Genomic DNA, 26,512 nt, shown 5'->3' with positions numbered 1-26,512 from the left:
GTGACGATACGCCTATTGACCGGGGATTCTATGCATCTATCAGAGGTGTGCTTATTTCGTATTTGCGGACATTGACAAAGCATATCCAGAACGCGCTCACATTGAGAATTGGAACTGGATATACTTGACTTCGTTCGTACGACACTCAAAAAAGAACATACCCTGTCAACATTACATTGGCGCCATTATCTGTGCAGAGATTTTACTCTAATTCTTTTTAACAGGGCGTTTCCAACCATATATTGTTTTTTGCTTTGACTCCGTTAAAGTTAATTCACTAGGAGGAACATTTTTACGTATCGTACTACCAGCACCAACAGTTGCATAAGCACCTACTGTTACTGGGGCAACTAATTGGGTATCTGATCCAATAAAGACGCCATCTTCAATGATGGTTTTGTGCTTATTCACACCATCATAATTGCAGGTAATAGTGCCCGCACCAACATTAACTTCTTTTCCTAATTCGACATCACCCAAATAGCTTAAATGACTGGCTTTCGATCCTTCATCAAATATTGCCTTTTTTGTTTCTACGAAATTACCGATCTTACAATTTGCAGCCAACTGTGTTCCTGATCTTAAACGAGCAAAAGGACCAATCATGCAAGCATTTGCTATATCGCAACCCTCTAATACACTATTAGCATAAACTTCACTGCCTGCTCCTAAAACTACATCTGTCAAGATACAATTAGGCCCTATAGTACAACCATCACCAAGTACTACTTTTCCTTGAAACACACAATTAACATCTATAGACACATCTTTGCCACAAATTAATTCTCCTCGTAAGTCAAAACGATTTGCATCAGCAATGGTTACTCCTTGTTGTAATAATTCCTTCGCTTTTCTTATTTGCCAGATACGCTCTAACTCATGCAATTGAAGTCGATTATTGACTCCTTGGATTTCTGTGTCATCTTTTGCGCTTAGTGTTCGAATAGATGTTTTATTGGCAACGGCTAAGGCAATAATTTCTGTCAAATAATATTCGCCTTGAGCATTATCATTACTCAATTTAGGCAACCATTTTTCTAAATCATCGGAAATTGCACAGCAAATCCCTGAATAAATTTCTTTTATATTCTTTTCTTGCTCATTTGCATCTTTTTCTTCTACAATGATGGAAACTTCACCTTGATTGTCTCTAATAATACGCCCAAGACCACTGGGATCTTCAAGATGAGCAACCAAGAGTGTCAAAATGGATTGATAAGAATTTGCTGGATTGCTGCATTCAATTAAAGCTCTTAATGTACTTTCTTGGATAAGCGGCACATCAGCAGATAAAACAAGAACTTGTGTTTGTGGTGGAATAAAAGGCAAGGCTTGCATCACTGCATGTCCTGTACCCAATTGTTCTGCTTGATATACCCAATGCACAGGTAAGTCAGGGAGTGAGATCTTAAGCTGTTCACCACCATGACCATATATAACATGAATTGCATCAGGATTTAGTTGCTGCGCGGTTTCCACTACCCGAACCAGCATGGGCTTCCCCGCAAGCGGGTGAAGTACTTTAGGGATATTGGAGTACATTCGTTTACCCTGGCCTGCAGCTAAAATGACAATTTGTAAGTTCATGAAATTATAATTTCCTAGGTTAAAAACAATAACAGGTATGCAATGAAACAATCTACCTAATGTAAATAGCAATAAAGGTATGATAACTAAATTGCAGTTCAAGGAGTAGAGCGATGACCGTTTTTATTAGAGCAGCTAAAAGATTAATGCTTCAATGCCTAGACAAGTCGATGGAAGACTCGAGTGCCAAAAACCAAAGCTGGTTTGGTGGCTTTAGAAACGCAGAGCTTTCTGAAGCACAAAAAGAGTTAACCCTTAAACTAAGGAGACAAATTGATGACTTTGTTCCCAAGGAAACAGATTTACAAAGTTTGCTTGCCTTAAAGAAAGCAATCGCCGAGCTCGATGCGGAAGTCGAAGGAAAGCGCAAAGAATATCAATATGCTCGTGGGAATTTGAATACAACCTTAACCGAAATGAATTCCAATTTAGAACGATTTTATAATACCATTTCCACCTTGACCTTTAAGGCTAATGAGACAACTGTATCCTTTCCCCTTAGTGATATACAAAACTCAAAACATCCCTTTAATATTCTTTGTGCCCATGCCGCATACTATTTCGGTGAAAATATTTTTAACCCCGTCGATGAAGGCTACATTGTTAAGGCTGTTTCATCACTTGTTGGCGCTACGTCCACTGTGAGTGTCAGAGAGCACAAAGAAGCGTGTTTACTTTCTCATCTGAAAAAATGCGATGACCTCTTAAAAGGGGTGAAAGAGGGTGAGGAATATGATGGGATGCGTCAAGAATTGGTGCTTCGAGAAGTAGATGCGATTAAACGAGAAAATGCTGAAATTTGTAGACAAGCACAACCGATAACAAGTGTTCCAGTTAGTCTCTCATTTTTTGCAACAGCAAATGTGAAAGCACCCACACTCAAACCAAGTAGAGGTCGATTAGAAGTTTGCATGCAGCACGTACTCGAAGAAATTGCTTCGCTTAAAAAATCAGTGGTCATGGATCCACTCTCGCTTTAATTCTTGCAAGACATAGCCTGGGGAAATCTAGGCTATGAAGTTAACTCACCACAAAGATCAGTTTCTATTAATTGCTTTATTGTGACAATATCCAATCTTTTACTCAATAAATACAATAACTTGCAATGAGCTGCCTCTGGAGTCATATCATGACCACTAATAAGTCCTGCTTCTTTCAAAGAATGTCCCGTAGCATATTGACTCATCTCCACACCTCCTTGCTGACATTGAGTACAATTAATAATAATTACCCCGCGTGCGCAAGCATCTGTAAGTTGTTTTAAAAAACGCGGATCATTGTTTTGGGCATTCCCTGCACCATAGGTCTCTAAAATTAAACCACATAAGGGCTGATTTAATATGTATGCTAAAACATCCGTGGCAAAACCTGGAAATAACCTAAAATTAGCAATAAATTGGGGCTCAATAGTTTGTAAATGAAATGACTTTTGTGGCCTTTTTAACAAAAGGTTCTTATGTACTTTAATGTCAATCCCTATAGATGCTAAATGAGAATAATTGGGAGAATCAAATGCTTTAAACCCCTGAGAGCTTATTTTTTGCGTTCGGTTTCCACGCAACAAATGTTGATCAAAATAAATACATACCTCATGTATTGGTTGATGTGCACATAACCATAACGAAGTAACCACATTATCAATAGCATCATTACGAACTTCAGATAAAGGAATCTGAGAACCAGTAAGAATCACAGGCTTTCCCAAGTTCTCCAACATAAATGATAAAGCTGAAGCCGTGTAAGCCATCGTATCTGTGCCATGAAAAACAACAAAGCCATCAAAATGATCATAATCATCCGCAATATCTTTAGCAATTCTGTTCCAATCATGCACGGTCATATTGGATGAATCGAGTAAAGGCTGATATTCCTTGATGATATATTCAGGCATATCTTGATGTTGAAGCAAAGGAATCTGCTGTAATGCTGATGCCACATAACCCAAGGATGGCTCATAACCATTTTTAGTTTTGATGCAACTAATGGTGCCACCAGTATTAAGTATTAAAATTCGTTTGCGCATAAGATTGTCAATTAGAAGTTTTGTTCCAATTATATAACTAAATGAGCGACTACTCACTTCAATTCTTAGTGGTATTGCATTAATTTAGCGTAAACTCAGGATAAGAATTTTATTAGCATAAGAGGTCATCCCTGCGTTGCTCGGGATCATGATGATGGCAATAAGATAAATTCGCAGTACTGAACCATACATGTCAAATCAGCTAAATTTTGAGGCATATCTTGAAAAAAAGATCCAAATTATTTACAATAATTACCCTATTTAATCTTAATGGTGATTATAATGCCAAATCAAATCAGTATAAAAGATCAAGCTTGCCATACATTTGCTTTAAGTGGCGATGTTACTGGAAAAAGAGATATTAATAAGCTTTTTGAAGATCTAACCAATAGAATAGGATTTAAGCTTAACTTCGGTGAAGGATTAAATGAAAATCAGCTTTTTAATGTAAGACAACAAGTAATGAATCTTGTCGCAAAGCTTCGAGATGAAACAGTGGAAGAGGCTGATGAACTGTATCTCTGCGGTGGGTTTAGAGAAGGACAAGTTAGTCCTGAACATTTGTGGCTAGAAGACAGAGCCAGCGGCTATACTTATGATACTTTCATCGATCAGCCAATTATACGAATCAAAAGTGTCGGCATTGATGGCATGCCTTTCAGACCCGGATGTGAAGGAAGTGCTTTTAAAGGGGATGAAATATTTAGAGTCAAAGTAAGTGGTTATACTGCTGGACAAGTAGCTGCTTTAACTGCTTTTGCCCCCAAACCATCCCAATCAGGAATCTTCTCAGGCCAAAATGACAAACATGCTCCATCAAAACCTGAAGATCAAAATAATCTTAGCCTACGCTAGACTCACAACTCGTGGTTTTAGCCAGCAAATTAGGACCAGCATTATTATTTTTAAAGTGTCACTACCTTGGTAGTGACACGATGGTAGATTTACAAGCGCTCATGTTTTTCCTGGAATTACGGAACTATACGCAGAATGAAGCTCTGCCACATTATAAAATTACTCCCAGAATCAAACGATCTCCTGGCATTTTTTCTGAACAACTTTTCTAATTATGTGCTGAACAACTCCTTTGTATAACTGTTGAGTATCCTAACCCACCACCACCGCCATTGGCTTAAGGGCTTCGTCATTTTTGCAAAAGCGGAAATCCATTTCTATACGCGCATTGAGCCTCCATCAAAATGAATCTCGATTACGTGGAACAGATGACCGTTAACAATCCGTTAAAAGCAACAGAATAATTTTGATTATTCCATTTTCAACTAATCCAATATGTTGCAAATTTTTTAATCATGCACCAAAAAAAATAAATATTATCTATAATTAAAATTATGATCATCAAGATGTCAATGAGGTCACATCATGCCTAAATCATCTAACACAACTCCAGCATACAATGCCCTGTTTCAAGAACATACAGCTCCTACAATTGGAAAAAATAAAAGAACCATAGTTGATACCGGACAGTCCTGTCACGTATTCGCCATAGTGAGTGCGCCTAATTGGGAGACAAGAGATGCAGTTAACAAAAAGTATGAAACTATCGGTACTGAGAAAGCAATGCGCCGCTTACAGCTCCAGATTAATCATGATCTTGACGAAGAAGATAAAAAGAGAGAAGACCCAAGATATGTCATACAACCCTATCCCAGGCTAACACCAGAAGAAATACGTGAAGAACGCATGTTCAACATGGGGGAAATTCTTAAACTCAGAACAGAAGAGACTGTATTGCCGGTGGAGAATATGTTCCTTTGCGGAGGTTTTCGACGTGATGATCTGGTTCCTGAACATATGTGGATCGAAGATCATACCAATAATAGATCTTATGACACGTTCATTAATCGCGGCGGTATTGCCGTCGTAAACAAGGTAGGTAAAGAGGGTCTATCGTTTAAACCTGGATGCGAAGGAAGTTCATTTAAGGGAAATGAGATCGGTCGGATTAAAGTAGATGGGTACACCTATGGTCAACTAATCGCCATCGCTGCTGGGGCTGAGGATAAAGAGAAACCTTTCCCCGATTCAATAGCCAACACGCCACAAGTATTAATGGCCATAGAGACCGTTAAACTCGTAAATGAGGCACTCGCCAAAATACCTGGACCAGTATTCACAAAAAAAGAAGCCGCTATACTAAAAAAAGTAGGAGAAGACCAAAAGAGCAAGGGAACAGATAAAGAAAGAAACGAAGTGATTACAAATTTAACAGGAGATGATAAAGATAACTTTGAGAGTGCAATGGCAAAATATGCAGAAGTAGGAAGACAACAAAGAGAAGCGGCTCTCGCAATCGTAGGGACAAGTTTCCATCCTTTTGTGAAGTTAAGTCAAGAATTAAATGCCATTAAGCCCGATCAAATCGCAACTCAAATCACAAAAGCTATCTCAATAGAAGAGGCCACTCGACTCAAAACTGATTCACTGGAAGAATTAAGAAAGCTTGAAGAGAAAAAAGGAACCTTGCCTAATGAGGAATTTAAGGAAAAATTTCAACAAAAGATTGACGAGGCAAGGATTAAAATTGAATCTGCATTTGCAACAAAGGAAAGAGAACCTCTTGATGCGTTGATTCGAGAATTAAACGACATTAAGCCCGAAGATATAAATAAATTTGGAACGCTGAAAGGAGCACACGAGAAATATGAAGAGATTTTAAACAAAATAGTAGATGTTGAAGAGAAACAAAATACCCTGCCAGACAAATTCCATGGTGAATTGCAAGAGAAAATTGAGACCCTAAAACAACAAGCTGGAAGCCAGCTTGACGCAAAAATCAAGGTACGCGAAATGGTTGAGCAAATTCGAAGTGCTGCGACAAATTATTTAGAATGGTCTAAGAATAACGCTTCAGGTTTTCGGTTTAGTTTTTTATCTCATGGCTCATATGGGAGAGAACAAGCTCAAAAATTATTAGACATGATTAATAATCAAGATACACCTATGGCTAATATATTAAAAGTGGCAAATGAAACGGTTAACACTTCCGGCACAAACAAGAATTCATTTAGTCGTTATTTACATGATGCGCTTCACGACAAGAAGGAGGAAAAAATTGTGGGCGAAGCTTCACTTGCTCAAAAATTTAAAGATTATAAAAATGAGCTGAACAAACAACTAAGTACAGAAATAGAAAAAGAAGTGAAAAACACTGAAATACGTATGTAAGAGTAATCATTTACCTGAAACCGAATCATTACTTAATGATTCGGTCACTTAGCCCACACTTGACCTCAGTAGATAAGAAGGTGCCATCTCACCGGAAAAAAAGATGGATATAAAATGAGACATAGATTGACTCTAAATTTAACTCCCCGCTTCGGAATAACCACCAAGCATTTCAAAAATGCCACAGAATAGTGTTTTCGGAATGGCTTTTTAATACCTCCAAATCAGCACCTTAAAACAGCAATTGGGATTTATATAACGAGCATTCAGACCTTATTTTTATTATAAATGCTTCATCTAAACCCCTTGTGATATTTTCCCTCATCGAATAAAACCCATTTTTAAATAATAATTACAGATTTAATTGCCAAGGTCTTGTAGTTTATGAAAGAATCAATATATTAGTGGTTTAATTGAAAACAGTGACATCATGGTAATTGATCGTGCCGGATATCGGCTGAATGTAGGAATTATCCTTGTCAACTCACAGAACAGAGTTTTTTGGGGAAGAAGAAGCGGTCATGATGCTTGGCAATTTCCACAAGGAGGATTAGCTGCTGGTGAAACATCACTAGAAGCAATGTTTCGAGAGTTGCATGAAGAAGTAGGATTAGACAAAGAAGATGTTGAGGTCATAGGCTCTACGAAACGTTGGCTTAGATATAGATTACCTAAACAATATCTACGCCATGGCAGCGAACCCTTAGTCATTGGACAAAAACAAAAATGGTTTTTGTTAAAGCTTACTGCCAGCGAACAAAAAGTAAAGCTTGATCTTAGTGATTCTCCTGAATTTGACAGCTGGCGTTGGGTTGATTTTCATGAACCCGAAGGACAGGTTATCTTTTTTAAACGCCAAGTATATATTCAGGCTTTAAAAGAGCTAGAGCCTTTATTAAAAATAAAAAATCGCCGTACACCTTACGGTATCAAACGAAGAAAGAGGTAGTAATAAGCTAGAGATGCTCAAGGTACTTAAACGGATAGTTCAAGAAGTCACTGCAGCAAGGCAGCTTTCCGAGGCGCTTGGTGTTTTAGTGCAGCAAATTAATAAAGCCATAAATGCGGAGGCTGCTTCCGTTTACCTTATCGATACCAAACATGCCGAATATGTACTTATCGCTACCGAAGGTTTAAACAAGCAAGCTCAGTTTCGTGTACGCATTTCATTAGATAGTGGTCTTGTTGGACTTGTTGGACGACGTGAAGAACCGATTAACATTGAAGATGCCCCCGCTCATCCTGATTTTTACCATAATCCCTTATTAGGTGAAGAACATCTTAAGGCCTTCTTAGGCGTGCCGATTATTCAGCATCGAAAACTCTATGGTGTTCTCATTGTTCAGCAGGCAGAACAACGTCATTTTGATGATACAGAAGAGTCCTTTTTAATTACCTTGGCCGCTCAGCTTGGGGGATCATTGCCCACGCAGAGGCTACAGGAGAACTAGCCGAATTAACGCTACCCAAGCCCATAGGAGTGGCCAAAGTCGAAGTAAGCTCAGCAGCTCTAACTGGAATTGGCTCAGTACCAGGTATTGGAATAGGCAGTGCTGTAGTGGTGTATCCTCAAGCAGATATCGATGCAGTTCCACTTCATCCTGTCGAAACATTGGATGAAGAAATCAAAGCATTTTATGAAGCGCTTGAATCCACCAGAGAGGATATGCATCGTTTAAGCAGGCGCATGAAAGCAGTTGTAGCAGAAGATGAGCATGCACTTTTTGACGTATATTTACGCATTCTCGATAAAGACAGCTTAGGAGTCGAAGTAGAGCATGTCATTCGCAAAGAAAAAATTGGCGCCCAAGCAGCTTTAGCTACAGTTGTAAAAAAACACATCGCGCAATTTGAAAGCATGGAAGACTCTTACTTACGCGAACGTGCCAGTGATTTTCGTGATTTGGGACGTCGTGTTTTAGCTGCATTACAATGGTCGCAACAAGAAGAAATTATTTATCCTAAACGAACTATTCTTGTCGGAGAAGAAGTCACCGCCGCTGCCCTAGCAGAAGTACCCGAAGGTTATTTAGCCGGAGTAGTGTCAGCAAAAGGCTCCAATAACTCGCATGTTGCTATTTTAGCTCGTGCCTTGGGTGTACCCACCGTTATGGGAGTGCGTGGTTTAAAATTAGAGTCTATTTCTAAGCGTGCTATTGTTGTTGATGGATATTATGGCCAAGTTTATATTTCACCCTCTAAATCTGTTCTTGCCGAATTTAAACTTCTGGAGCAAGAAGAACAGGCATTAAATCAAAGTCTAATCAGTTTACGGGATAAATCCGCAGAAACCATTGATAACTATAAAGTTTCTTTGCAAGTCAACACCGGTTTGGCGATGGATGCAGGCTTGTCAATGAGTGTGGGAGCAGAAGGAGTTGGTTTATATCGCTCTGAAGTCCCTTTTATGAGTCGCGATCATTTCCCTTCGGAAGACGAACAAACCATTATTTACAGACAAACATTAAAAGCTTTTGCACCACGCCCTGTAACTATGCGCACGTTAGACATCGGTGGAGATAAAGTACTCCCCTATTTCCCAGTAAAAGAAGATAATCCTTATTTAGGATGGAGAGGAATTCGGGTTACCCTGGATCATCCTGATGTATTTCTAATGCAAGTACGTGCCATGATGCGTGCAAGTGAAGAATTAAATAATCTGCGTATCATGTTACCTATGGTGACCAATTTAAGTGAAGTCGAGGAAGCTGCTTATCTTATTGAACAAGCTTTTACTGAGTTATTGGAAGAAGGATGCATCATTGAAAAACCTAAATTAGGAGTGATGATCGAAGTACCTGCGGCTGCTTATTTAGCACGTGAAATTGCTAAACGAGTTGATTTTATTTCTGTAGGTAGCAATGACTTAACTCAATACTTCTTAGCTGTAGATAGAAATAATGCTCGCGTCGCAGGTCTTTATGATGCGATGCATCCAGCAATGTTACGGGTTTTACTCAAAGTAGTAGAAGGAGGCCACGCTGCAGGAGTTGAGGTGAGCATCTGTGGCGAAATGGCTAGCGACCCATTAGCAGTCATTTTGTTAATTGCCATGGGTTTTGATACCTTGAGTATGAATTCATCTAGTTTACCAAGAGTAAAATGGGTTATTCGTAATTTTGCTATTGCCAGTGCACGCAAAATACTTGCAGAAGTCCTAGAGTTTGAACATCCCGCACAAATACGCTTTCATTTGCAAAAATCTCTGGAAGAAGTAGGCTTAGGTAGTCTCATCAGAGCTGGAAAATCTTTATAAATATCAATATGATAAAAATTATATCCTGGGAAATGAGGTAAGCCCTGGAATTCTATGCGCTCTAAATCTGGATTCTTCACCTCCACCCAAGCTACAATGGACACCATTTTTTATTACACGAAGCATGGCTATAGCGCTATCCACGAAGACAAGGCGCAAGTAAAGGGAGTGAAGAAGTGTACAAAAGTACATGACTGAACCGCACGAACTTGCACCGATGTATAGAACTTAGAAGGTGGCGCTATATAAAAAAGGAACCTAAAAATATATGCTCACTTTCCCCTATATAAATCCAGTAGCTTTTTCAATAGGGCCATTACAAGTTCATTGGTATGGGTTAATGTATTTACTTGGCTTTGTCAGCGCCTGGTTATTGGCTCACTGGCGCAGTAAACACTATAAATTAGATTGGACCTCCGAACAAATCAGCGATTTGATCTTTTATGCCGCCCTTGGAGTAATTATTGGTGGTCGTATAGGCTATATGCTTTTTTATGATTTTCCTGAACTGGCCCATAACCCTCTGTCCTTGTTTAAAATCTGGCAAGGTGGGATGTCTTTTCATGGTGGTTTGCTCGGCGTAGTAGCGGCACTTTGGATCTTTGCTTCCCGACAAAGTAAACCTTTCTGGGAAATTGGCGATTTTATTGCACCATTAGTTCCTATAGGTTTAGGGGCGGGGCGTATCGGTAATTTTATTAATGGCGAACTTTGGGGGCGAGTCACAGACATGCCTTGGGGTATGGTTTACAGCCATGTAGATAATCAGCCGCGTCATCCCTCAGAACTTTATGAGTTTGGGTTGGAAGGAGTGTGCTTATTTTTACTCGTATGGATTTATGCAAGTAAACCTCGCCCTACTGGGCGAGTGTCTGCTGTTTTTTTAATGGGCTATGCGGTATGCCGTATCATTGCAGAATTTTTTCGACAACCCGATCCTCAATTAGGCTTTATAGCCTTCGGATGGTTGACAATGGGACAAATTTTATCTCTTCCCATGTTGGTGCTGGGAATTTGGTTATGGTGGATTAAACGATGAAAACTTATTTGAATTTGTTAGAGCATATTTTAAAAAATGGGACAAGAAAAACAGATCGAACAGGAACTGGAACCTTATCAATCTTTGGATATCAGATGCGTTTTGATTTAAGCCAGGGATTTCCTTTATTAACCACCAAAAAGCTGCATACACGCAGTATTGTGCACGAATTACTCTGGTTTTTAAGCGGTAATACAAATATCGCCTATTTAAATGAAAACGGGGTCACTATATGGGATGAATGGGCAGACAGCAAAGGAGATTTAGGCCCTATTTACGGCAAACAATGGAGAAGTTGGCCAACAACGGATGGGCGTACAATCGATCAGCTTAGTGAAGTGATACAACAAATTAAATCCAATCCTGATTCGCGTCGCTTACTTGTCAGTGCTTGGAATGTAGGTGAACTGGATCAAATGGCGCTAATGCCCTGCCATGCTTTATTCCAATTTTATGTTGCCAATAATACTCTTTCTTGTCAGTTATATCAGCGCTCTGCTGATGTATTCTTGGGGGTACCTTTCAATATCGCCTCTTATTCCTTGCTCACCCATATGGTTGCCCAGCAATGCGATTTACAAACAGGCGATTTTATATGGACGGGTGGTGACTGTCATTTGTATTTGAATCATTTGGAACAAACACGCACTCAATTAACGAGAGAGCCACTGCCTTTAGCCACTTTAAAGATTAAACGTAAGCCTCAATCGTTGTTTGAATATACTTTTGATGATTTTGAATTTTTGAATTATCAATCGCATCCTGCGATTAAAGCCCCAATTGCTGTGTAAAATATTGTTCATTTAACTTTCGACTTCTAACCGGTTTAGCCGCACGAAGTCGAGTTTTAATATCGCAAAGAGGAAATAAACATACATCTGAATACGTACGACAAGCATTGTTCTAAAAAGAAAAGGGATCTTTAATGAATAAAAATAAAATCGCACAGCTTATAATGATTTTAATGGGTTGGTTAGTAATTCTAGTCCAGGCTAATGCCTCTTTGTCCATTATACCTAATAAAAATTGTCTGAGCAGAAATCATCTTGGTGATTGTATCGTACAAATGACCGCTGGTTCTAATGTCCCAGCTACTGTAACCATTTTTAATAACTCGAAAAGAGTAACCGCATCTAATATTCGCGCTATTTTACCTTCTGATTGGACCGATGTTTCCCAAGATGCCTCTAATTGCGCTGTTTTACCCCCACAAAAGGGTTGTGTCCTTAAATTTTTGCCTGGTAATACGGCACATACAGTCACTTCTATACCTATTGTCGGTACTCGAACAAGTACTTCTTACATTGCCATGGAAGTTGTTGCTTCGGCCTATACAATAGGAGGTTCAATTTCTGGATTAACAACGAGTGGCTTGATTCTCCAAAACAATGGGAGTGACAATTTATCGGTACCTGCTGGTGCAACCTCTTTTCAATTTTCAACACCTGTTGCAGCGGGGGGAAGCTACGATGTGACCATAGTACAACAACCGACTGGATTAACCTGTACCATCAATAACGCTTCGGGCACTGATATTATGGCGAATGTGACTAATATAAGCATTGTCTGTAGTGTAACGACGTATACAATTGGAGGTTCCATTTCGGGATTAACAGCGAGTGGATTGGTTCTCCAAAATAATGGCGGCGACAATCTGTCCGTTCCTGCGAATGCAACCTCATTCCAGTTTGCGACACCTATTGCAGAAGGGGGAAGTTATGCAGTTACCATCCAACAACAGCCAACTGGATTAACCTGTACCATTGATAATGCGACAGGCTCCAATGTTATGGCGAATGTGACCGATATAAGCATTGTCTGTAGTGTAACGACGTATACAATTGGAGGTTCCATTTCGGGATTAACCGCGGACGGCTTGGTACTCCAAAATAATGGCGGCGATAATCTATCCGTTCCTGCGAATGCAACCTCATTTCAATTTTCTACACCTATTGCAGAAGGTGGAGGCTATGAAGTGACCGTACTGCAACAACCTAGTGGGCTAAAATGTAGTGTGAATAATGGTTCTGGCTCCAATGTTATGGCAGATGTAACGGACATAAGCGTTACTTGCGTGGTTTTATATACCTATGTAACCAATAGTGGAGCAAACACTGTATCTCTTTGCAATATTAATCAAACTACCGGGGTATTAACTTGTCCAGGAACAACAGGTAGTGGCTTTAACAATCCTCGTGCCATTCATATTAATCCAACAGGTACTTTTGCTTATATAGTGAATCAAAATAATGGCTTAATTACTCTTTGCAATGTGAATCAAACCTCAGGAACATTAAATTGTCCGGGAACCACAGGCGGCACCTTTCAGAGTCCTATTGACATTGCTATCAATCCTGCAGGCACTATGGCCTATGTCACTAATAGTGGAAATAATACCATTTCTCATTGTGTTATTAACCAAACTACTGGTGAGTTAACTTGCCCGAGTACAACAGGCAGTGGGTTTAACGGCCCTGGGGGTATTACAGTAAATCCAGCAGGTACTTTTGCTTATATAGTTAATGAGCTGGCTAATAATATTTCTGCCTGCGTTATCGATCAAAGTACTGGTAATTTTACTTCTTGCGCTGTATATGCAGGGGATTTTAATCATCCTAATCGTATCACGCTTAATCCAGGGGGAAACTTTGCTTATGTGAGTAACGGTTTTGGCGGTGGTAGCCCTAGTGAAGTTTTTCTTTGTAGCATAGAGCAAAGTACGGGAGGCTTAACGTGTCCAGGCACAACCGGAAGTGGATTTAATCAACCTTTTGGCATTACTATCAATTCCGCAAATACTATTGCTTATATAGCCAATAGTGGCAATAGTGCAGTATCTCTATGTAACATTACTCAAAGTACTGGTGAATTGAGTTGTCCTGGAACAACTGGAAGTGGATTTAATAACCCAACTGGCATTGCAATCACTGGAAATCTTTGATTCTATAGCGTCATTCACTAAGTTCTTGACAAGGCGCAAGTCAAGTGAGGTGAAGTCATGTACTTAAGTACATGATGGAGCCGAGAGAGCTTTTAACGCTGTATCAAACTTAGTGGGTGGCGCTATAAATTGTTTCATCTTAAATGGGCTCAATTATTCTTTAGATGAACTTATTTAAGAAACGCTATGTCCTTCTATGGGCAACCTATAATAAGCTCTGCTAGTTCAGTTGGTGGCATAGTCACTAAACTGTCTACAGCAGCACTTGTACTCATATTCGCAACTAAGTCCATATTGATTTCATTACTGAGCATAACAGTCTGATTCTGAGTGGGCACTGTCATGTTTGTAGCCCCTAAACTGCTATAAGTATTCCAGGGAATAGAACCTGGAGTAAATTTTTGATTTTTATCAAACGAACCACTGGCAAACTTTTGTGAAGGGCCAAGAAGTTCATTACCACTTTTTACCATTCCTTCAGTAACTTGAATGTATGTTTTTTGTGGAGTTGCAATAAGTTTGAATTGCGTTCCCTCAATAGCGAGTGCAACCACGGGCGTTTGTATGAGGCCTTTCTTTTTTCCAGTTGATTTGTATTCAATTGCACCTGTATTTAATTTGGCTTTTAATTTTAATTCTGCCTTTGGTTTATAAGCCACCGTTTCATAATTGGAGTTCTTTTGTACCGCTACAAGAGTACCGTTTTCATATTGAATATCTATTTTGGCATTCGCCTTAGTGATGATTGATTCACCTATATGAATTGGTGAGCCGGGAGATAGTATTCGTTGTATGTTACCCTTTTTAGCGATTGCTGTATTGGTGACATTTAATACTTTGGCGACAGGTTGTGCAACTACATTGATAGAATAGAGAAGCACATTGATAACAATTAATTTTTTCATTTGCTTTCCTAGCAATATATTGATTAAATAATAAACAACTCTTATTTTTGCATATGAACAAATACTCCGTTCCAGTCTTTCGGCGGTGGCTGTTGAATAAAATCTTCAATACGACTTAAAAAAATTTGATACAGATGCCGTTCAGGATTTTGTGCAAGTAAATTTCGGAATCGTTCTTTTGCTTTTTCCCACTCTTGGGCATAATAACATTTTAATCCTTGCTCATATTCTTGTAACTCTGCTAAAAGCTCTGGTGAAGCCTCTTGTCTATAGCCTAGGGGCTCATAAATCTTCACTGGAATATGCCGTCCCTTCACGGTAATTTGATCCACCAAACACCAGAGAAAAGGAGTATCCCACATTTGTGATGACTCATTAACCAAAATGGAAATTTGGTAGTATTTGGTTAGATCTTGTAACCGGGAGGCTAAATTTACTGTATCACCAAGAACGGTGTAGGAGCGGCGAAACTCTGACCCCATGTCCCCTACATCCATTAATCCAGTGGCAAGTCCCATACCTATCCTGATGTAAGGCAAATTCACCTCTAATAATTTTTTATTAATTTCTTCTAGATTATCTTTAATCGTTAAAGCAGCTGAAATAGCATGATAACAATGCTCATTATCGGTTAAAGGAGCGCCCCAAAAAGCCATGATCATATCGCCCACATATTTATCGATTGTGCCTTTATGATTAAAAATAATATCAGTAATTGGCGTAAAAAATTCATTGAGTAGCCTTTTAATCTCTTTAGCCTCTAAATGTTCACTTAAGGTAGTAAAATCACGAATATCAGCAAAAAAAACCGTCATCTCACGCGTTTCACCTTCCATACTGTAGTTTTCAGAAAAATCAGTGAGTTTTTTTACATAAGAAGGAGGAACATATTGTCCAAACAATTGTTTTATTTTATTTTTTTGCCGCTTTTCCAGAATGAAATCATAAGAAAAATTAATGATTGCTAATAAAGTAGTTAACAAAAATATTATCGCGGGGGCAATAAAGGTATTTTGATAATTAAACACTAAAAAAGAAATGCCTGAAATTACAGTAAGAATAAGGAAATAAAAAAGTAACAAGATAAAAGGGCTACAAAAAGGAAATAGAATAACTAAAAGACCTCCTAATGCACTAATCGCCAGTATGCCCGTAACAGTATTCCAATTAAATTCGACCAATACCTCTTGAGTCAAAATTGCCGTAATTATATTAGCATTTATTTCAGCGCCTGGAAAAGTTTGAGATAAAGGCGTTTGGTGGAGATCTGCTAAAAGCACCATGGTAGAACCAACAATCACAATTGAACCACTAAGTTCATTAGGAGACAGTTTATTTTGTAACACATCACTTGCTGAATAGTAATCAATGGTACCTGGTAATCCCCAAAATGGAATCAGTATTTGTCCTTTATGATTCGTGGGTATAAAAATATTTTTAATGGTGATCCCATCTAAAAGTTCTTTACCATGACTCGTATGCGTCACCAATTTTACGTGATCCGTCGCTAAATATTGCATTGCTGCTGCAAGTGCAATGTTTGCATACAATTTATTGGCATAATTTCCTAATAGGCTTCCATGTCTAATAACGCCATCAAGATCTGGAATATTGGAAACGAAACCAGCATGAGGAGATGCCTTTAAAAACAAGGGTAAAATCCCATTATATCCCAAAAATTCAGGTACAATGTAATGGGTTGCATCAATAGGTTTCGCATTTTGATTAAGCAAAGGTTGAGGTAAAGAACCTTTTTTTACCTGGGCATCATAATGTAATAAATAACCGAGAACAGCATTGTTACTTGATAAAGTGGAGGCGAAAATTTGATCATTATCGACATAAGGTTCTATCTCATTCAACAAGTGCATAATTTGCCGTTGCATATCCTTTTGTGCAAAAGGTAATTGAGCTACTTTTTCTTTTAGGCTCTGGGCATAATTTTTTTCAACATCAGAAAACACGATATCAAAAGCAACAATCTTTACCCCAAGATTTTTTAGATTATTCAATAGGAGAGCGATTTTATCACGCGGCCACGGCCAACGACCTTCTTGTTGGACAGAATAATCGTCAATATCGATAATCGCTACTCGAGGGAAGTTTTTTTTCTGATGCAAACTCAACTTGGATAAATAATCATAGATAAGACCATTAATACGATTTAAAAAAGAAGGCTGTTCACTCTGTAATAAAAGAATAAAAATGAGGCATAAACTCCCCAAACCTAATTGTATTGTTCTGGTTTTAATTGCTTTAATCAAAGAAAGGCCCCTAATCCATAGCAATCTTTAATGAAACTATGGAAAGATTGCTATGATAAACATTAGTACGTTGTACATATTGTTGTTCCAAACGCAGAGTCACCTTTTTCAATGTAAAATTCACTCCCCCACCCACTTGGAATCCATTTTGATTTAAATTAAATTCAGGCGCAGTACTCACTAAAGTACCTGATATGAGTGGTCGGCTATTGGAAAACTGGACAACCTGAATTAAACCTCCATTGATAAAAGGCGCTATGGTTTGCGTGATCTTGTAGCCTATTTCTGCATTTTCCAAAAGATATGAGGACTTATTAGTTAGTGGTGCTATGGTATTTGATACTAAATTAGGGCGAAAAAAATAAGTAAATCCATTTTGTTTCACTTCATTATGCAAAACACTAAAAGCACCGGTAATTAAAAAATTATGAAAAATAGTGTTATATAAAGTACTTAAACTTACAAACCAATTATTGCTATGATTCGTAGCTGAGGCAATTTGTTGATTGGACGTATTAGGCGCCATTAATGTGAGGTAATTAAGCTTATTTTGTCCATAACCACCATAAAAATCGACAAATAGATGTGGCTTAATCGATTTTGTTACATGGCCAAAAAGTGAATTATTATGGATTGATTGCGTTGTTTGAATAAGCGACGTGGGAAAAATAAGCACGTCGGAGCCCAAACTCATATCGGCCCTGTAAATAAATAAACCTCCAGTAAGCCCTCTCATTATTTGCAGGTTATTTGCCCCTAATGCATAGAAATTGGAATGGCCTTGAAAGCTGTTATAATTTGCAGATTTAACGGATTTAAATTTGAAATCTCGATAACTATAAATGCCTTGCAGATAAAATAAAGGATTACTATTAACCCCTGTTGTTTGCTTTTCCTTATTTAATGAGTTATCGGCAAAACTTAAAATGAGATAAAACGAACAGAATAAGCTAAGTACAATCCTTTGTTTTTTCATGGTATCCTCAAACAACTATCTCAAATCAATGATACATCGGCAGCGCAACGTTTATAGTTACATCTATGAGAGCGAGAAGCAACCATGGCTCGGGAGTTTTTATCCCAATGATTGCTTGCAATAGTAATTCTAATTCGAAAATGGGCTCTAATTGCCCTAATTTAAGCGCTATGATTCGCTGAAATTGATTTTGATCGATATCTTGAATTAATACAAAACCAGTATTATCTCCTTTTTTACTCCGCTTAATTTCTGATTGTCCCTTCCTCAGAGCAGTATTCCATTGGGAGAAATATCATTCCAAATAGGAATTCTGTTGTCAGCATTTCATAATATTAGCTTGTTACAATTTTTAATAAGGGCTGAAGAAATTCATCTTATTTATGAAGACAAGATCATGAGTAACTCTAAAAGTGAAGATATTAAAGCAAGAGGCAGTCTGCCTTTTGCAATGCAAGTAGCCTCTAACCCAAAAGTTACCGTAGCGAATAACAAAACAAACGAGGGAATTCTTATAGGTGCACAGGCCATGATTGCTGCGGGTGCTCAATCTGAATTTGTAACTGCAAATATTATGCAAGCTCATGCACTTAACAGTAGCATCATATTAAGAGCAGGAGATCCTCCTCAATATAATAAAAATAGGAGTCCGAAAAGTGGGGTTAACTTAAGTAAAACCAGCAAACAAGGATTCTTTAAAGGGTCACTTGCAGAAGAACTTCGCTTTGCTCGTATCCAGCAAAATGGAGAGCCCCTGCCTCATAACGCCAAAGATAGGGACCATCTTTTATTAAAGCCGACGCATACTGACTACCAACATACTATGCAACTTGATATTAATATGAGAGATATTTTGCGTGAAGTTGGTCCAGATGGCGATTTACACGTCCTAGGATTTAATCCAGAAAGTAGACTGCTACGATTTGAATATAAAAAAGGGCATGGACCGAAAACCGATGATTCTCCCACTGGATTCAATGGTCAATTTGTTGTAAACCTATCAGCAGGGGAAAATAATCCTATTTTTTACTCACGCGAATGGGATAAAGCGGAACACGATAAAAATTGGGATGCGAGTCAAGGTATTATTAAAAAACCTCCTGAACTCGAAGCAATACCCGATGAACTCTATAAACAAATATTTAATCATACTTTTAAACTGCACTATACCGAATCTAAAAGTGCTAATCCAAACGAATCTGAACTTAAAAGTGCGAAAGTTTTTGCCAATAGGGCTCGTAGTGCTGAAGAGTTTAAACACGCGATGGGAGTCGATCATCCCCACTATAGTTTAATAAAAGAATGTACATCACTTGAAAAAGTTTTAAATAAATTAAAAACTCATTTAGAGGAAGAAACAGCAAATCAGGTCATTTTAGAGGTATATAACAAAGGAGGCCGTATTGTCGCTGGTGATTGGGATGGCATGGCCTTAGGCCATCCTCCTGGTTTAGATTCTAAATATGCGGAAGTGATCAATGTATTTGCACCAAAAGAAGAAGGGATAAAAAATAAGGAAAAATTGTTAGCATACTCAGATGCCTATTTAAAAGAAATCCAAGATAAAGCCAAAGAGAAAAATTTAAAGAATATGCCATTGTCTTCATTTGAAGAAAAAACATTATCCATACCAAGTATTACTGAAATAGTAAGTGATTTCGCTCTAGCGCGTGCAGGTTGTATTACCCCTCATGAGTTTGTTTTTCAACAAGTGTTAAATCATGCTTATAGAGATAAATTAAATACTCACTACGGTGAAAAATATAATACTGATGCAGTGCAAAGAGCTATGGATATATTAGTATCTATAAAAGATGTCATTACCCCGGATAATATTATGGATGTATCTAGACGATTAGTGCAAGCAGAAATGATGCTGGTACAGAATAACATATCCTCAACCATGTTGAATAAAATTACTGAGCATATGGCCTCACATTTCGTCTTCGCTACTAAAAATGAAATTCCTTATGTTATCCCTCATCTACATCATGATGTAAATGTCCATGATTTATACCAGCATGGTTTTGATATGAGAAATCCATACGGGAGTAATTTAGAGGGAGCATGGCTTTTAATCACTGCAGATGGCAGTACCCTATATGGAGAGACACAAGAACAATTAGTTGAAGTATTACTGACTGGCGATTTCTTAGCAAAAAATCATATAGAGATTAGCCATGGCGCCAATATGAGTGCGGGTTGGGGAAGAGTTATTGAACGACAAATTCAATTAGAACAAACTATCCCACCTAAGACTATGGAGAAATATAACGAACATATGGAAGGCCTCAAATTAAAGCAGATAAGCCAATTCCATAATTATAAAAATCAATTTGCCCAATTAAAAAACACTTCTGCAGAAAACAATAACTTAGAAAAAGAAGTAGCTCCACAAATCTCCAACACATTTTAGGAAGAATATTATGTCTCATAAAGAACTTATTGAAAAAGTAAGAAGTACATTAATCAAACTGGCTAATCTACAAAAACCAGATCTTGAAGATACGAGCGACCTAATAAATTATAATGAAGCGACTTTTCAAATAATAAAAATTCGAGCACTCATCAATAGAGACTTTGATTCTAATAAAATTTTACCCATGGTAGAGAGCTTGCAAAAAAATGCTTTAGCCGAATTGGAAAGTGAGCTCCCTAAAATGATCGCTAAAAATCAACTGGAAGAAGCCACAAAACGATATAATGAGATCAAAACAGACATCAATACTATTGCAATTGAACTAGCGGAGCAGCATTCTTCTCCAACTATTGCGAATCCTTAATGCGAAAGTCTGTCAGATCACATTGGAGGTGTAACAAATTTGTTGATTTACATTTATTACTTCATCTTCCGGCTTAACCGGAAGCTCCAAGGTCTTTGCTCATCGATGGATCCTTCGGTCAAAACTAAGGATGATGAAACTCTAGCGTAATAAGACATCAACAATTTTGATACATAACCGATCAAATTCAGCGGTAGGGTAATAAACCCATTGTAATGATGATGGATAGAATCAAAAATATTTTTCAAGTGTAGGGTGTTGCATAAAGAGTACGAAAAATATCGGGTAATGGTATTGATTTATTTTGCGTATAATCCACCCAAACAATTTTACAACTACCGTGGGCCATAAGCACTTCATTTTGATAAAGTTCATGATCCATAATCATACTGGAATTACCCAGGCTATGAATTTTAGAACATAAAGTAACCGTAGCAGGATAAATTACCGGTTTCAAAAAGGTACAAGCAACATGAATCACTACTGGACCTGTTTTTCCCGTCATCTTAATATTTAAGTCCCTTAACCATTCAATCCGGGCTTCCTGAAAATACTCAAAATATCGTGCATTATTTACATGCCCTAATGCATCCATGTCGCCCCACGCAATAGAGAACACTTTTTTATGGATTTCAACTTTTAGCTCATTCATTTTAGATTCCAATTTGACTTTTTATTAAGATAAATCGATAGGATCCACATCTACATTCCAACGTATACCATTACTTAATTTATTTTTTGTGAGCCATTCACGCAATTGGGTTAAAGCATTTTTTAGAACTTTTCTTGAAGAGGATTTAATCAATAATTGCATGCGGTATTGATTGGCTTTACGAGGCATAGGTGCTGGTGCGGGTCCCATAACGATAATAGAGTGTGTTTTTATCTGATCTTTAACCGCCTGTAAAAATTTTGATACCTTTGTTGCTGCTTTTCCTTGTGCCCGAACTACTGCTAGATAGTGAAACGGAGGCATTTCAGCTTGTTGGCGCATTGTTAATAAGACATCTGCAAATTGATCATAGCCCTGCTGAATCAACACATTAAGTAATGGATGATCCGGTAAATGGGTTTGAATTAAAACTTGCCCTGCATCATCTTCACGTCCTGCACGACCTGAAACTTGAGTTAATAATTGTCCTAAATGCTCTAGAGCACGAAAATCTTGGTTGTAAAGTCCAGCATCCGTATCAAGTACCACCACTAAAGATAAACGTGGGAAATGGTGGCCCTTCGCCAACATTTGCGTACCAACAATGAGCTGAGCCTCTCCACTATGGATTTTATCCAAATGTTCATCCATGGAATTCTTTTTACGAACTACATCCCTATCGATACGCACAACTTCTGTATTAGGGAAATATGCGCTTAAAAACTCATGAATACGCTGAGTACCTGCTCCTACGGGAATCAGTTCCATACTTTGGCAACTCGAGCAATGCGCTGGTTTTTTTTGCGTCAAACCACAATGGTGACAAATCATCTGACCTACTTGTTTATGAAGCGTCAAATGGCTGTCGCAAGCACGACAATCAACCATCCAACCACATTGATGGCATAACAATACCGGTGCAAAACCACGCCGATTAATAAATACTAAAACCTGATTCTTTTTCTGTAAATGTTCTTGAATCACATGTAAGGTTGGAGTGGCTAAACCATGTTGCACTACTTGAGAGCGCAGATCAATGAGTTGGTAATGCAGTGGCGTCGTCGATAACGCTTTATGAGTTAAGCGTAACAATTTATATTTGTGCTGTTTGCTGTTATAAATGCTTTCAAGACTGGGTGTCGCTGAACCCAAAATGATAGGAATATTTGCCAAATTTGCCCGCATTAATGCCGTATCACGAGCTGAATAGCGCACCCCCTCCATTTGTTTTAATGAGGGATCATGCTCTTCATCAACCACAATTAATCCTAAATCAGGCATTGGTGTGAAAATGGAAGCTCTGGTGCCGATGACCAATTTAACCTTATTTTCTTTTGCTAATTGCCAAGAAACTTGGCGTTCGGATTCATTTAAGCCAGAATGGATCACCGCAATAGGTTGTTTAAAGCGTGCCGTAAAACGAGCGACCAATTGTGGTGTTAACCCAATTTCAGGAACCAAAACTAAAACCTGCTTCTCTTGCTCTAAAACTTCAGCAATCACCTGCAAATAAACTTCCGTCTTACCACTACCCGTAACTCCTTGTAATAAAAAGCATTGATAATGATTCAGTTTTTCTTTAATCGCAGTGACAGCAACCGCTTGTTCTGAATTCAGCATCAGTGGCGGTAACTGCAACATTTCTGCTGGTTGAGGAATTAAGATTTGTTGTGATAAAGAAAGAACTTGTGCTGCAAGTAAGTGACCCAATTGAGTACTATTAAATCCTTTTTGGGTTAAATCTCGTTGAGCAACAGGTTCTTTTTGAGTACTTAAAAATTCGATAAGCTGTAGCTGCTTGTGTGCACGAATGGGAATGCGTTTTTTAGCCTCATCCAAAGGTAATGCTAATTGATAAAAATCGCCCATCGGCAATTGGCAGGCTTGGCCTAGACGATATTTCTTGGGTAAAGCCAAAGGCAATACTTCCGATAAAGGCGATTGGTAATAACTCCCAATCCATGAGCATAAAATCAATATTTTTTCATCAATTAAAGGCTCTTCGTCAATAATAGCACTGATATTTTTTAATAAGGCTCCACTATCCTGCAAAGATTCATTGGCGCTGATTACAACTCCCAATCGGGTTTGTTTACGAAACGGAACCCAAACTCGAGCACCTATACATGGAGTAAATTCGTCTGCAATATAATCAAAATAATCTCGATGGGTATGGGGGATACACACTTGATAAACAGTATTCACTGTCATTTTAGGTATTAATGAGACACTTGATTCTTCGCCTAAATTCATAGGAGCTCCAGTTCTGCACTCTGTGTCTTCTGGCATTTTTAGCTCCGCAGTAAATTGGAAAAGAGATTTATTCATCCGCTCTTTGCCATTCATGGCTGGCTGATTGTCCCGGAGCAGAGAAAACTTTGACTATAACCTTCTCGATGCGATGCCTCTCCAGCTCCTCCTTATCTTGAATTAACTCATGAACAAACCACTTTGAAAGCTCTTCGACGGTAATATTGGTTACTGGTAATAGAGTCACATCTTCCTTAAGAAAAGGAATTTTTTTATGGTTAAACGTAAAATAATAATATGCCTCATCTTCAGCATATTCCAAAAAAGGTGAAAATTGCGGCATCAAAAAAGTTTGGTTCAAATAACGACATAATTTATGGATACGCTCTTTATAATAACGGTAATCAAAGGTCATCCCATTTTCTTCAACCCAGGTAGTCAATGCAAGATAAACGCCATACATATGACCATGCAATGGTTCTCTTTCTGTGGCAGAGAAAATTGTAGTATGACCCGCAGAAAACTTCATTGATTCTTTTTGTAATTCTACCGTAGTAAGATATTTTTTCTCGTTCATAAACTCACTCGTTTATCATTTAGTTGAACCCCCTGGAAAGCAACATCTATCTCTTTGCTTAACGCAATTACTTTAAACAACTCACCCATTTCACTCGGTTGTGTCAATTGTTTTATCGCTTGTTTGGCGCGCATCTGTTCCACTTCACTATGCAAGGAATTAATAAAGCTTAACAAACCATTGGCCAGCAAAAAAGAGGCTTGGTTGGTATAACCGGCGATATGAAAGCCTGCCTGTTGCCCAGCTTCTGCTACATGAGTGAAGTCTACATGCGCAGTAATATCTTGTTCACCAAGATGCAATAAAGGATTTGCATGACTATGATGTTGATAATGACACATCAACGTCCCTTGATTTCGATCTGGATGATAATACTCATGGCGCGGAAATCCATAATCAATCAAAAAAACCACACCTTGCTTCAACATACGATAATTATTTAAAATCCAATCATCAATAAAAAGATTGACCTCTGAAAGATAAGGGACACCTAACGCAGGTATTTTATGATTTATATAGTTCTGCAAACGTTGATTGTGACAAGGTTTGAAAATCTCAACCAACTGTTGATGCTCATTGAGGCACACATAACTTTCCATAATTCCTTGTTCAGTATTCATGAAACGATGCACGGGCATTGCATCTAGAACTTCATTTGCCAAAACCACACCATTAAATGGAGTTTCTGGCCAACGATCCAGCCAAGTGACAAGATGCGCTAAATGAGGGATTTTTTGTGTAATCATCTCACGTTGACGATGACATAAGTTAGCGCTGACCTCCAGGATGTAATAAGCTTTGGGCAAAGACTTATGTTCTGCAAGATGCTCTAATATAGAGACACAAAGTGCCCCAGAGCCCGCACCAAACTCAAAGAGTGAAGGTGATTCAAGAACATCGAACACTTGCAAACATTGATTTGCTAAAGTTTTACCAAATAAAGGGGTTAGTTCAGGAGCCGTGATAAAATCGCCATACTTCCCCAATTTTTGCAATCCTGAACTATAATAGCCTTCACTTGGAGCGTACAATGCAAGTTGCATGAATTCTGCAAAGGGAATTGCTTGTCGTTGCGCCAGCTGTACTTGCAGTGTTTGTAGTATACTCATAACAAAAATGACCAAAAAATCCAGGAAAAATACCTTGAAATCCGAAAAAATACAAGAAGCAAAAATTGCTTTAGTTACGGGTGGAGCACGCCGTGTTGGTGCTGTAATAGTTCAAAAATTGCATGTCATAGGATATAAAGTAGTTATCCATTGTCATCAATCATTGCAAGAAGCCCAACTCCTTGCAAAAAACTTAAATGCCCAACGCGCAAACAGTGTTTTTGTGGTCCAAAAGGAATTATCTGAGCCTACCGCTGCTGAAGACCTTATGGCTGCAGTAAATGATTGGGCTGGACGCTTGGATTTACTCATTAACAATGCATCTCTTTTCATACGTACCAAAACTACCTCCTTTAGCACAACAGATTGGAATGCTTTGTTCGATATTCATGTTAAGGCCCCTTTTTTGCTAAGTCTTGCAGCCCGTCCTTTACTAGCAAAACAATCCGGCTCCATTATCAATATCACTGACATCCATGCTGAAAACCCCCTGAAAGGATATTCTGTCTATTGCCAAAGCAAAGCTGCCTTGGAAATGCAAACAAAAAGCTTAGCTCGCGAATTTGCGCCTCAAGTCAGAGTGAATGCAATTGCCCCGGGGGCGATTATGTGGCCAGAAAGCGCCAATGCATTGAGCCCAGAAATACAAGAAAAAATCATTGCAAAAATACCCTTAAAAAAGCACGGCGATCCAAAATACATTGCTCAAGCCATTTTAGCTCTGGCTGAAAATCCTTATATCACTGGACAAATTCTTAAAGTTGATGGGGGAAGAAGTATACTTACCTAGTCCCCCATCGATGCAAATATCTTTCTCATCGGTACTGTGATGCTTGTTATCAAGCAATACTCTTATTTGATTTTTCCAAAAAAGAATACCCTATATATTTTTATCATGATTTAATCATATTGCCTTAATATAAGTCAACTACAATACATGCCTACATAACAATTTTATAGGGTT

19 protein-coding genes and 1 pseudogene are annotated in these 26,512 nt (G+C 38.3%); 11 read left to right on the top strand and 9 right to left on the bottom strand.

The genetic code is table 11. The features are described 5' to 3' along the window. Window positions 1-207: 207 nt before the first annotated feature. Entirely contained in the window at window positions 208-1,587 is a 1,380-nt protein-coding gene (glmU, locus tag DYH34_RS00905; protein WP_058464078.1) for a bifunctional UDP-N-acetylglucosamine diphosphorylase/glucosamine-1-phosphate N-acetyltransferase GlmU, read from the bottom strand. A gap of 113 nt (window positions 1,588-1,700) precedes the next feature. On the opposite strand from glmU, the gene DYH34_RS00900 reads away from it, so the two are divergent. Further along, on the top strand, window positions 1,701-2,567 hold the full coding sequence (locus DYH34_RS00900) for a hypothetical protein (RefSeq protein ID WP_058464079.1): 867 nt from the start codon (window positions 1,701-1,703) through the stop codon (window positions 2,565-2,567). 32 nt (window positions 2,568-2,599) lie between these two features. On the opposite strand, the gene ansA is transcribed toward DYH34_RS00900, so the two are convergent. Then, window positions 2,600-3,610: an asparaginase gene (gene ansA, locus DYH34_RS00895; protein ID WP_058464080.1), complete on the bottom strand. Its 1,011-nt coding sequence runs from the start codon at window positions 3,608-3,610 to the stop codon at window positions 2,600-2,602. Window positions 3,611-3,892: 282 nt separating this feature from the next. On the opposite strand from ansA, the gene DYH34_RS00890 reads away from it, so the two are divergent. The 7 genes and pseudogenes from DYH34_RS00890 to DYH34_RS00860 all read left to right on the top strand — a co-directional run bounded on the left by DYH34_RS00890 (window position 3,893) and on the right by DYH34_RS00860 (window position 14,032). Beyond that, a complete protein-coding gene (locus tag DYH34_RS00890; protein WP_058464081.1) occupies window positions 3,893-4,465 on the top strand; it encodes a hypothetical protein in 573 nt (190 codons plus the stop codon). Window positions 4,466-4,990: 525 nt separating this feature from the next. Further along, window positions 4,991-6,796 (top strand): hypothetical protein, encoded by a 1,806-nt coding sequence (locus DYH34_RS00885; RefSeq protein WP_058464082.1) that lies wholly within the window; start codon window positions 4,991-4,993, stop codon window positions 6,794-6,796. Window positions 6,797-7,226: 430 nt separating this feature from the next. Next, on the top strand, window positions 7,227-7,745 hold the full coding sequence (locus tag DYH34_RS00880; protein WP_058464083.1) for an RNA pyrophosphohydrolase: 519 nt from the start codon (window positions 7,227-7,229) through the stop codon (window positions 7,743-7,745). A gap of 13 nt (window positions 7,746-7,758) precedes the next feature. Continuing rightward, window positions 7,759-10,052 (top strand): annotated as a pseudogene (gene ptsP / locus DYH34_RS00875) (phosphoenolpyruvate--protein phosphotransferase). A gap of 268 nt (window positions 10,053-10,320) precedes the next feature. Further along, the gene (gene lgt, locus DYH34_RS00870) at window positions 10,321-11,091 is read left to right on the top strand and encodes a prolipoprotein diacylglyceryl transferase (protein ID WP_058464084.1); all 771 of its coding nucleotides are present in this window, start codon (window positions 10,321-10,323) and stop codon (window positions 11,089-11,091) included. Continuing rightward, complete coding sequence (gene thyA / locus DYH34_RS00865) at window positions 11,088-11,882, top strand: thymidylate synthase (protein ID WP_058464085.1); 795 nt, start codon at window positions 11,088-11,090, stop codon at window positions 11,880-11,882. The genes lgt and thyA overlap by 4 nt, the downstream gene beginning before the upstream one ends. 134 nt (window positions 11,883-12,016) lie before the next feature. Continuing rightward, entirely contained in the window at window positions 12,017-14,032 is a 2,016-nt protein-coding gene (locus tag DYH34_RS00860; protein ID WP_058464086.1) for an NHL repeat-containing protein, read from the top strand. A 194-nt stretch (window positions 14,033-14,226) separates the two neighbouring features. Here DYH34_RS00860 and DYH34_RS00855 read toward each other — a convergent pair whose 3' ends face one another. The 3 genes from DYH34_RS00855 to DYH34_RS00845 are packed head-to-tail and all read right to left on the bottom strand — an operon-like array spanning window position 14,227 to window position 18,177. After that, window positions 14,227-14,937, bottom strand: coding sequence for a FecR domain-containing protein (locus DYH34_RS00855; protein ID WP_058464087.1), 711 nt, complete (start codon window positions 14,935-14,937; stop codon window positions 14,227-14,229). A gap of 41 nt (window positions 14,938-14,978) precedes the next feature. Continuing rightward, window positions 14,979-17,201, bottom strand: coding sequence for a CHASE2 domain-containing protein (locus DYH34_RS00850; protein ID WP_238589442.1), 2,223 nt, complete (start codon window positions 17,199-17,201; stop codon window positions 14,979-14,981). Window positions 17,202-17,211: 10 nt separating this feature from the next. Beyond that, the gene (locus tag DYH34_RS00845; RefSeq protein WP_058464088.1) at window positions 17,212-18,177 is read right to left on the bottom strand and encodes an autotransporter outer membrane beta-barrel domain-containing protein; all 966 of its coding nucleotides are present in this window, start codon (window positions 18,175-18,177) and stop codon (window positions 17,212-17,214) included. A 397-nt stretch (window positions 18,178-18,574) separates the two neighbouring features. Here DYH34_RS00845 and DYH34_RS00840 point away from each other — a divergent pair, with 397 nt between their 5' ends. Beyond that, the gene (locus tag DYH34_RS00840; protein ID WP_058464333.1) at window positions 18,575-20,593 is read left to right on the top strand and encodes a hypothetical protein; all 2,019 of its coding nucleotides are present in this window, start codon (window positions 18,575-18,577) and stop codon (window positions 20,591-20,593) included. A gap of 10 nt (window positions 20,594-20,603) precedes the next feature. Next, window positions 20,604-20,960 (top strand): hypothetical protein, encoded by a 357-nt coding sequence (locus DYH34_RS00835; RefSeq protein WP_058464089.1) that lies wholly within the window; start codon window positions 20,604-20,606, stop codon window positions 20,958-20,960. A 244-nt stretch (window positions 20,961-21,204) separates the two neighbouring features. Here DYH34_RS00835 and DYH34_RS00830 read toward each other — a convergent pair whose 3' ends face one another. The 4 genes from DYH34_RS00830 to DYH34_RS00815 form a co-directional block, all read right to left on the bottom strand. Then, the gene (locus DYH34_RS00830; RefSeq protein WP_058464090.1) at window positions 21,205-21,612 is read right to left on the bottom strand and encodes an acyl-CoA thioesterase; all 408 of its coding nucleotides are present in this window, start codon (window positions 21,610-21,612) and stop codon (window positions 21,205-21,207) included. Window positions 21,613-21,636: 24 nt separating this feature from the next. Further along, on the bottom strand, window positions 21,637-23,817 hold the full coding sequence (locus DYH34_RS00825; protein ID WP_172465426.1) for a primosomal protein N': 2,181 nt from the start codon (window positions 23,815-23,817) through the stop codon (window positions 21,637-21,639). A gap of 115 nt (window positions 23,818-23,932) precedes the next feature. Next, window positions 23,933-24,439: a 6-pyruvoyl trahydropterin synthase family protein gene (locus tag DYH34_RS00820; protein ID WP_058464091.1), complete on the bottom strand. Its 507-nt coding sequence runs from the start codon at window positions 24,437-24,439 to the stop codon at window positions 23,933-23,935. Beyond that, window positions 24,436-25,548 (bottom strand): class I SAM-dependent methyltransferase, encoded by a 1,113-nt coding sequence (locus DYH34_RS00815; protein WP_058464092.1) that lies wholly within the window; start codon window positions 25,546-25,548, stop codon window positions 24,436-24,438. Before DYH34_RS00815 ends, DYH34_RS00820 begins: the two co-directional genes overlap by 4 nt. Before the next feature lie 34 nt (window positions 25,549-25,582). On the opposite strand from DYH34_RS00815, the gene DYH34_RS00810 reads away from it, so the two are divergent. After that, on the top strand, window positions 25,583-26,338 hold the full coding sequence (locus tag DYH34_RS00810; RefSeq protein WP_058464093.1) for a pteridine reductase: 756 nt from the start codon (window positions 25,583-25,585) through the stop codon (window positions 26,336-26,338). The last annotated feature ends 174 nt before the right edge of the window (window positions 26,339-26,512 follow it).

Source organism: Legionella cincinnatiensis (assembly GCF_900452415.1).
GTDB classification, from domain to species: Bacteria; Pseudomonadota; Gammaproteobacteria; order Legionellales; family Legionellaceae; genus Legionella; species Legionella cincinnatiensis.
This window is presented reverse-complemented; position numbering and strand designations above follow the sequence as displayed.

Coding starts and splice junctions, on each gene's coding strand:
- DYH34_RS00830 (WP_058464090.1), bottom strand. CDS start 21,612: ATGAATGAGCTAAAAGTTGAAATCCATAAAAAAGTGTTCTCTATTGCG.
- DYH34_RS00835 (WP_058464089.1), top strand. CDS start 20,604: ATGTCTCATAAAGAACTTATTGAAAAAGTAAGAAGTACATTAATCAAA.
- DYH34_RS00815 (WP_058464092.1), bottom strand. CDS start 25,548: ATGAGTATACTACAAACACTGCAAGTACAGCTGGCGCAACGACAAGCA.
- DYH34_RS00840 (WP_058464333.1), top strand. CDS start 18,575: ATGAGTAACTCTAAAAGTGAAGATATTAAAGCAAGAGGCAGTCTGCCT.
- DYH34_RS00820 (WP_058464091.1), bottom strand. CDS start 24,439: ATGAACGAGAAAAAATATCTTACTACGGTAGAATTACAAAAAGAATCA.
- DYH34_RS00860 (WP_058464086.1), top strand. CDS start 12,017: ATGAATAAAAATAAAATCGCACAGCTTATAATGATTTTAATGGGTTGG.
- DYH34_RS00890 (WP_058464081.1), top strand. CDS start 3,893: ATGCCAAATCAAATCAGTATAAAAGATCAAGCTTGCCATACATTTGCT.
- DYH34_RS00855 (WP_058464087.1), bottom strand. CDS start 14,937: ATGAAAAAATTAATTGTTATCAATGTGCTTCTCTATTCTATCAATGTA.
- ansA (WP_058464080.1), bottom strand. CDS start 3,610: ATGCGCAAACGAATTTTAATACTTAATACTGGTGGCACCATTAGTTGC.
- DYH34_RS00900 (WP_058464079.1), top strand. CDS start 1,701: ATGACCGTTTTTATTAGAGCAGCTAAAAGATTAATGCTTCAATGCCTA.
- glmU (WP_058464078.1), bottom strand. CDS start 1,587: ATGAACTTACAAATTGTCATTTTAGCTGCAGGCCAGGGTAAACGAATG.
- DYH34_RS00845 (WP_058464088.1), bottom strand. CDS start 18,177: ATGAAAAAACAAAGGATTGTACTTAGCTTATTCTGTTCGTTTTATCTC.
- lgt (WP_058464084.1), top strand. CDS start 10,321: ATGCTCACTTTCCCCTATATAAATCCAGTAGCTTTTTCAATAGGGCCA.
- thyA (WP_058464085.1), top strand. CDS start 11,088: ATGAAAACTTATTTGAATTTGTTAGAGCATATTTTAAAAAATGGGACA.
- DYH34_RS00880 (WP_058464083.1), top strand. CDS start 7,227: ATGGTAATTGATCGTGCCGGATATCGGCTGAATGTAGGAATTATCCTT.
- DYH34_RS00885 (WP_058464082.1), top strand. CDS start 4,991: ATGCCTAAATCATCTAACACAACTCCAGCATACAATGCCCTGTTTCAA.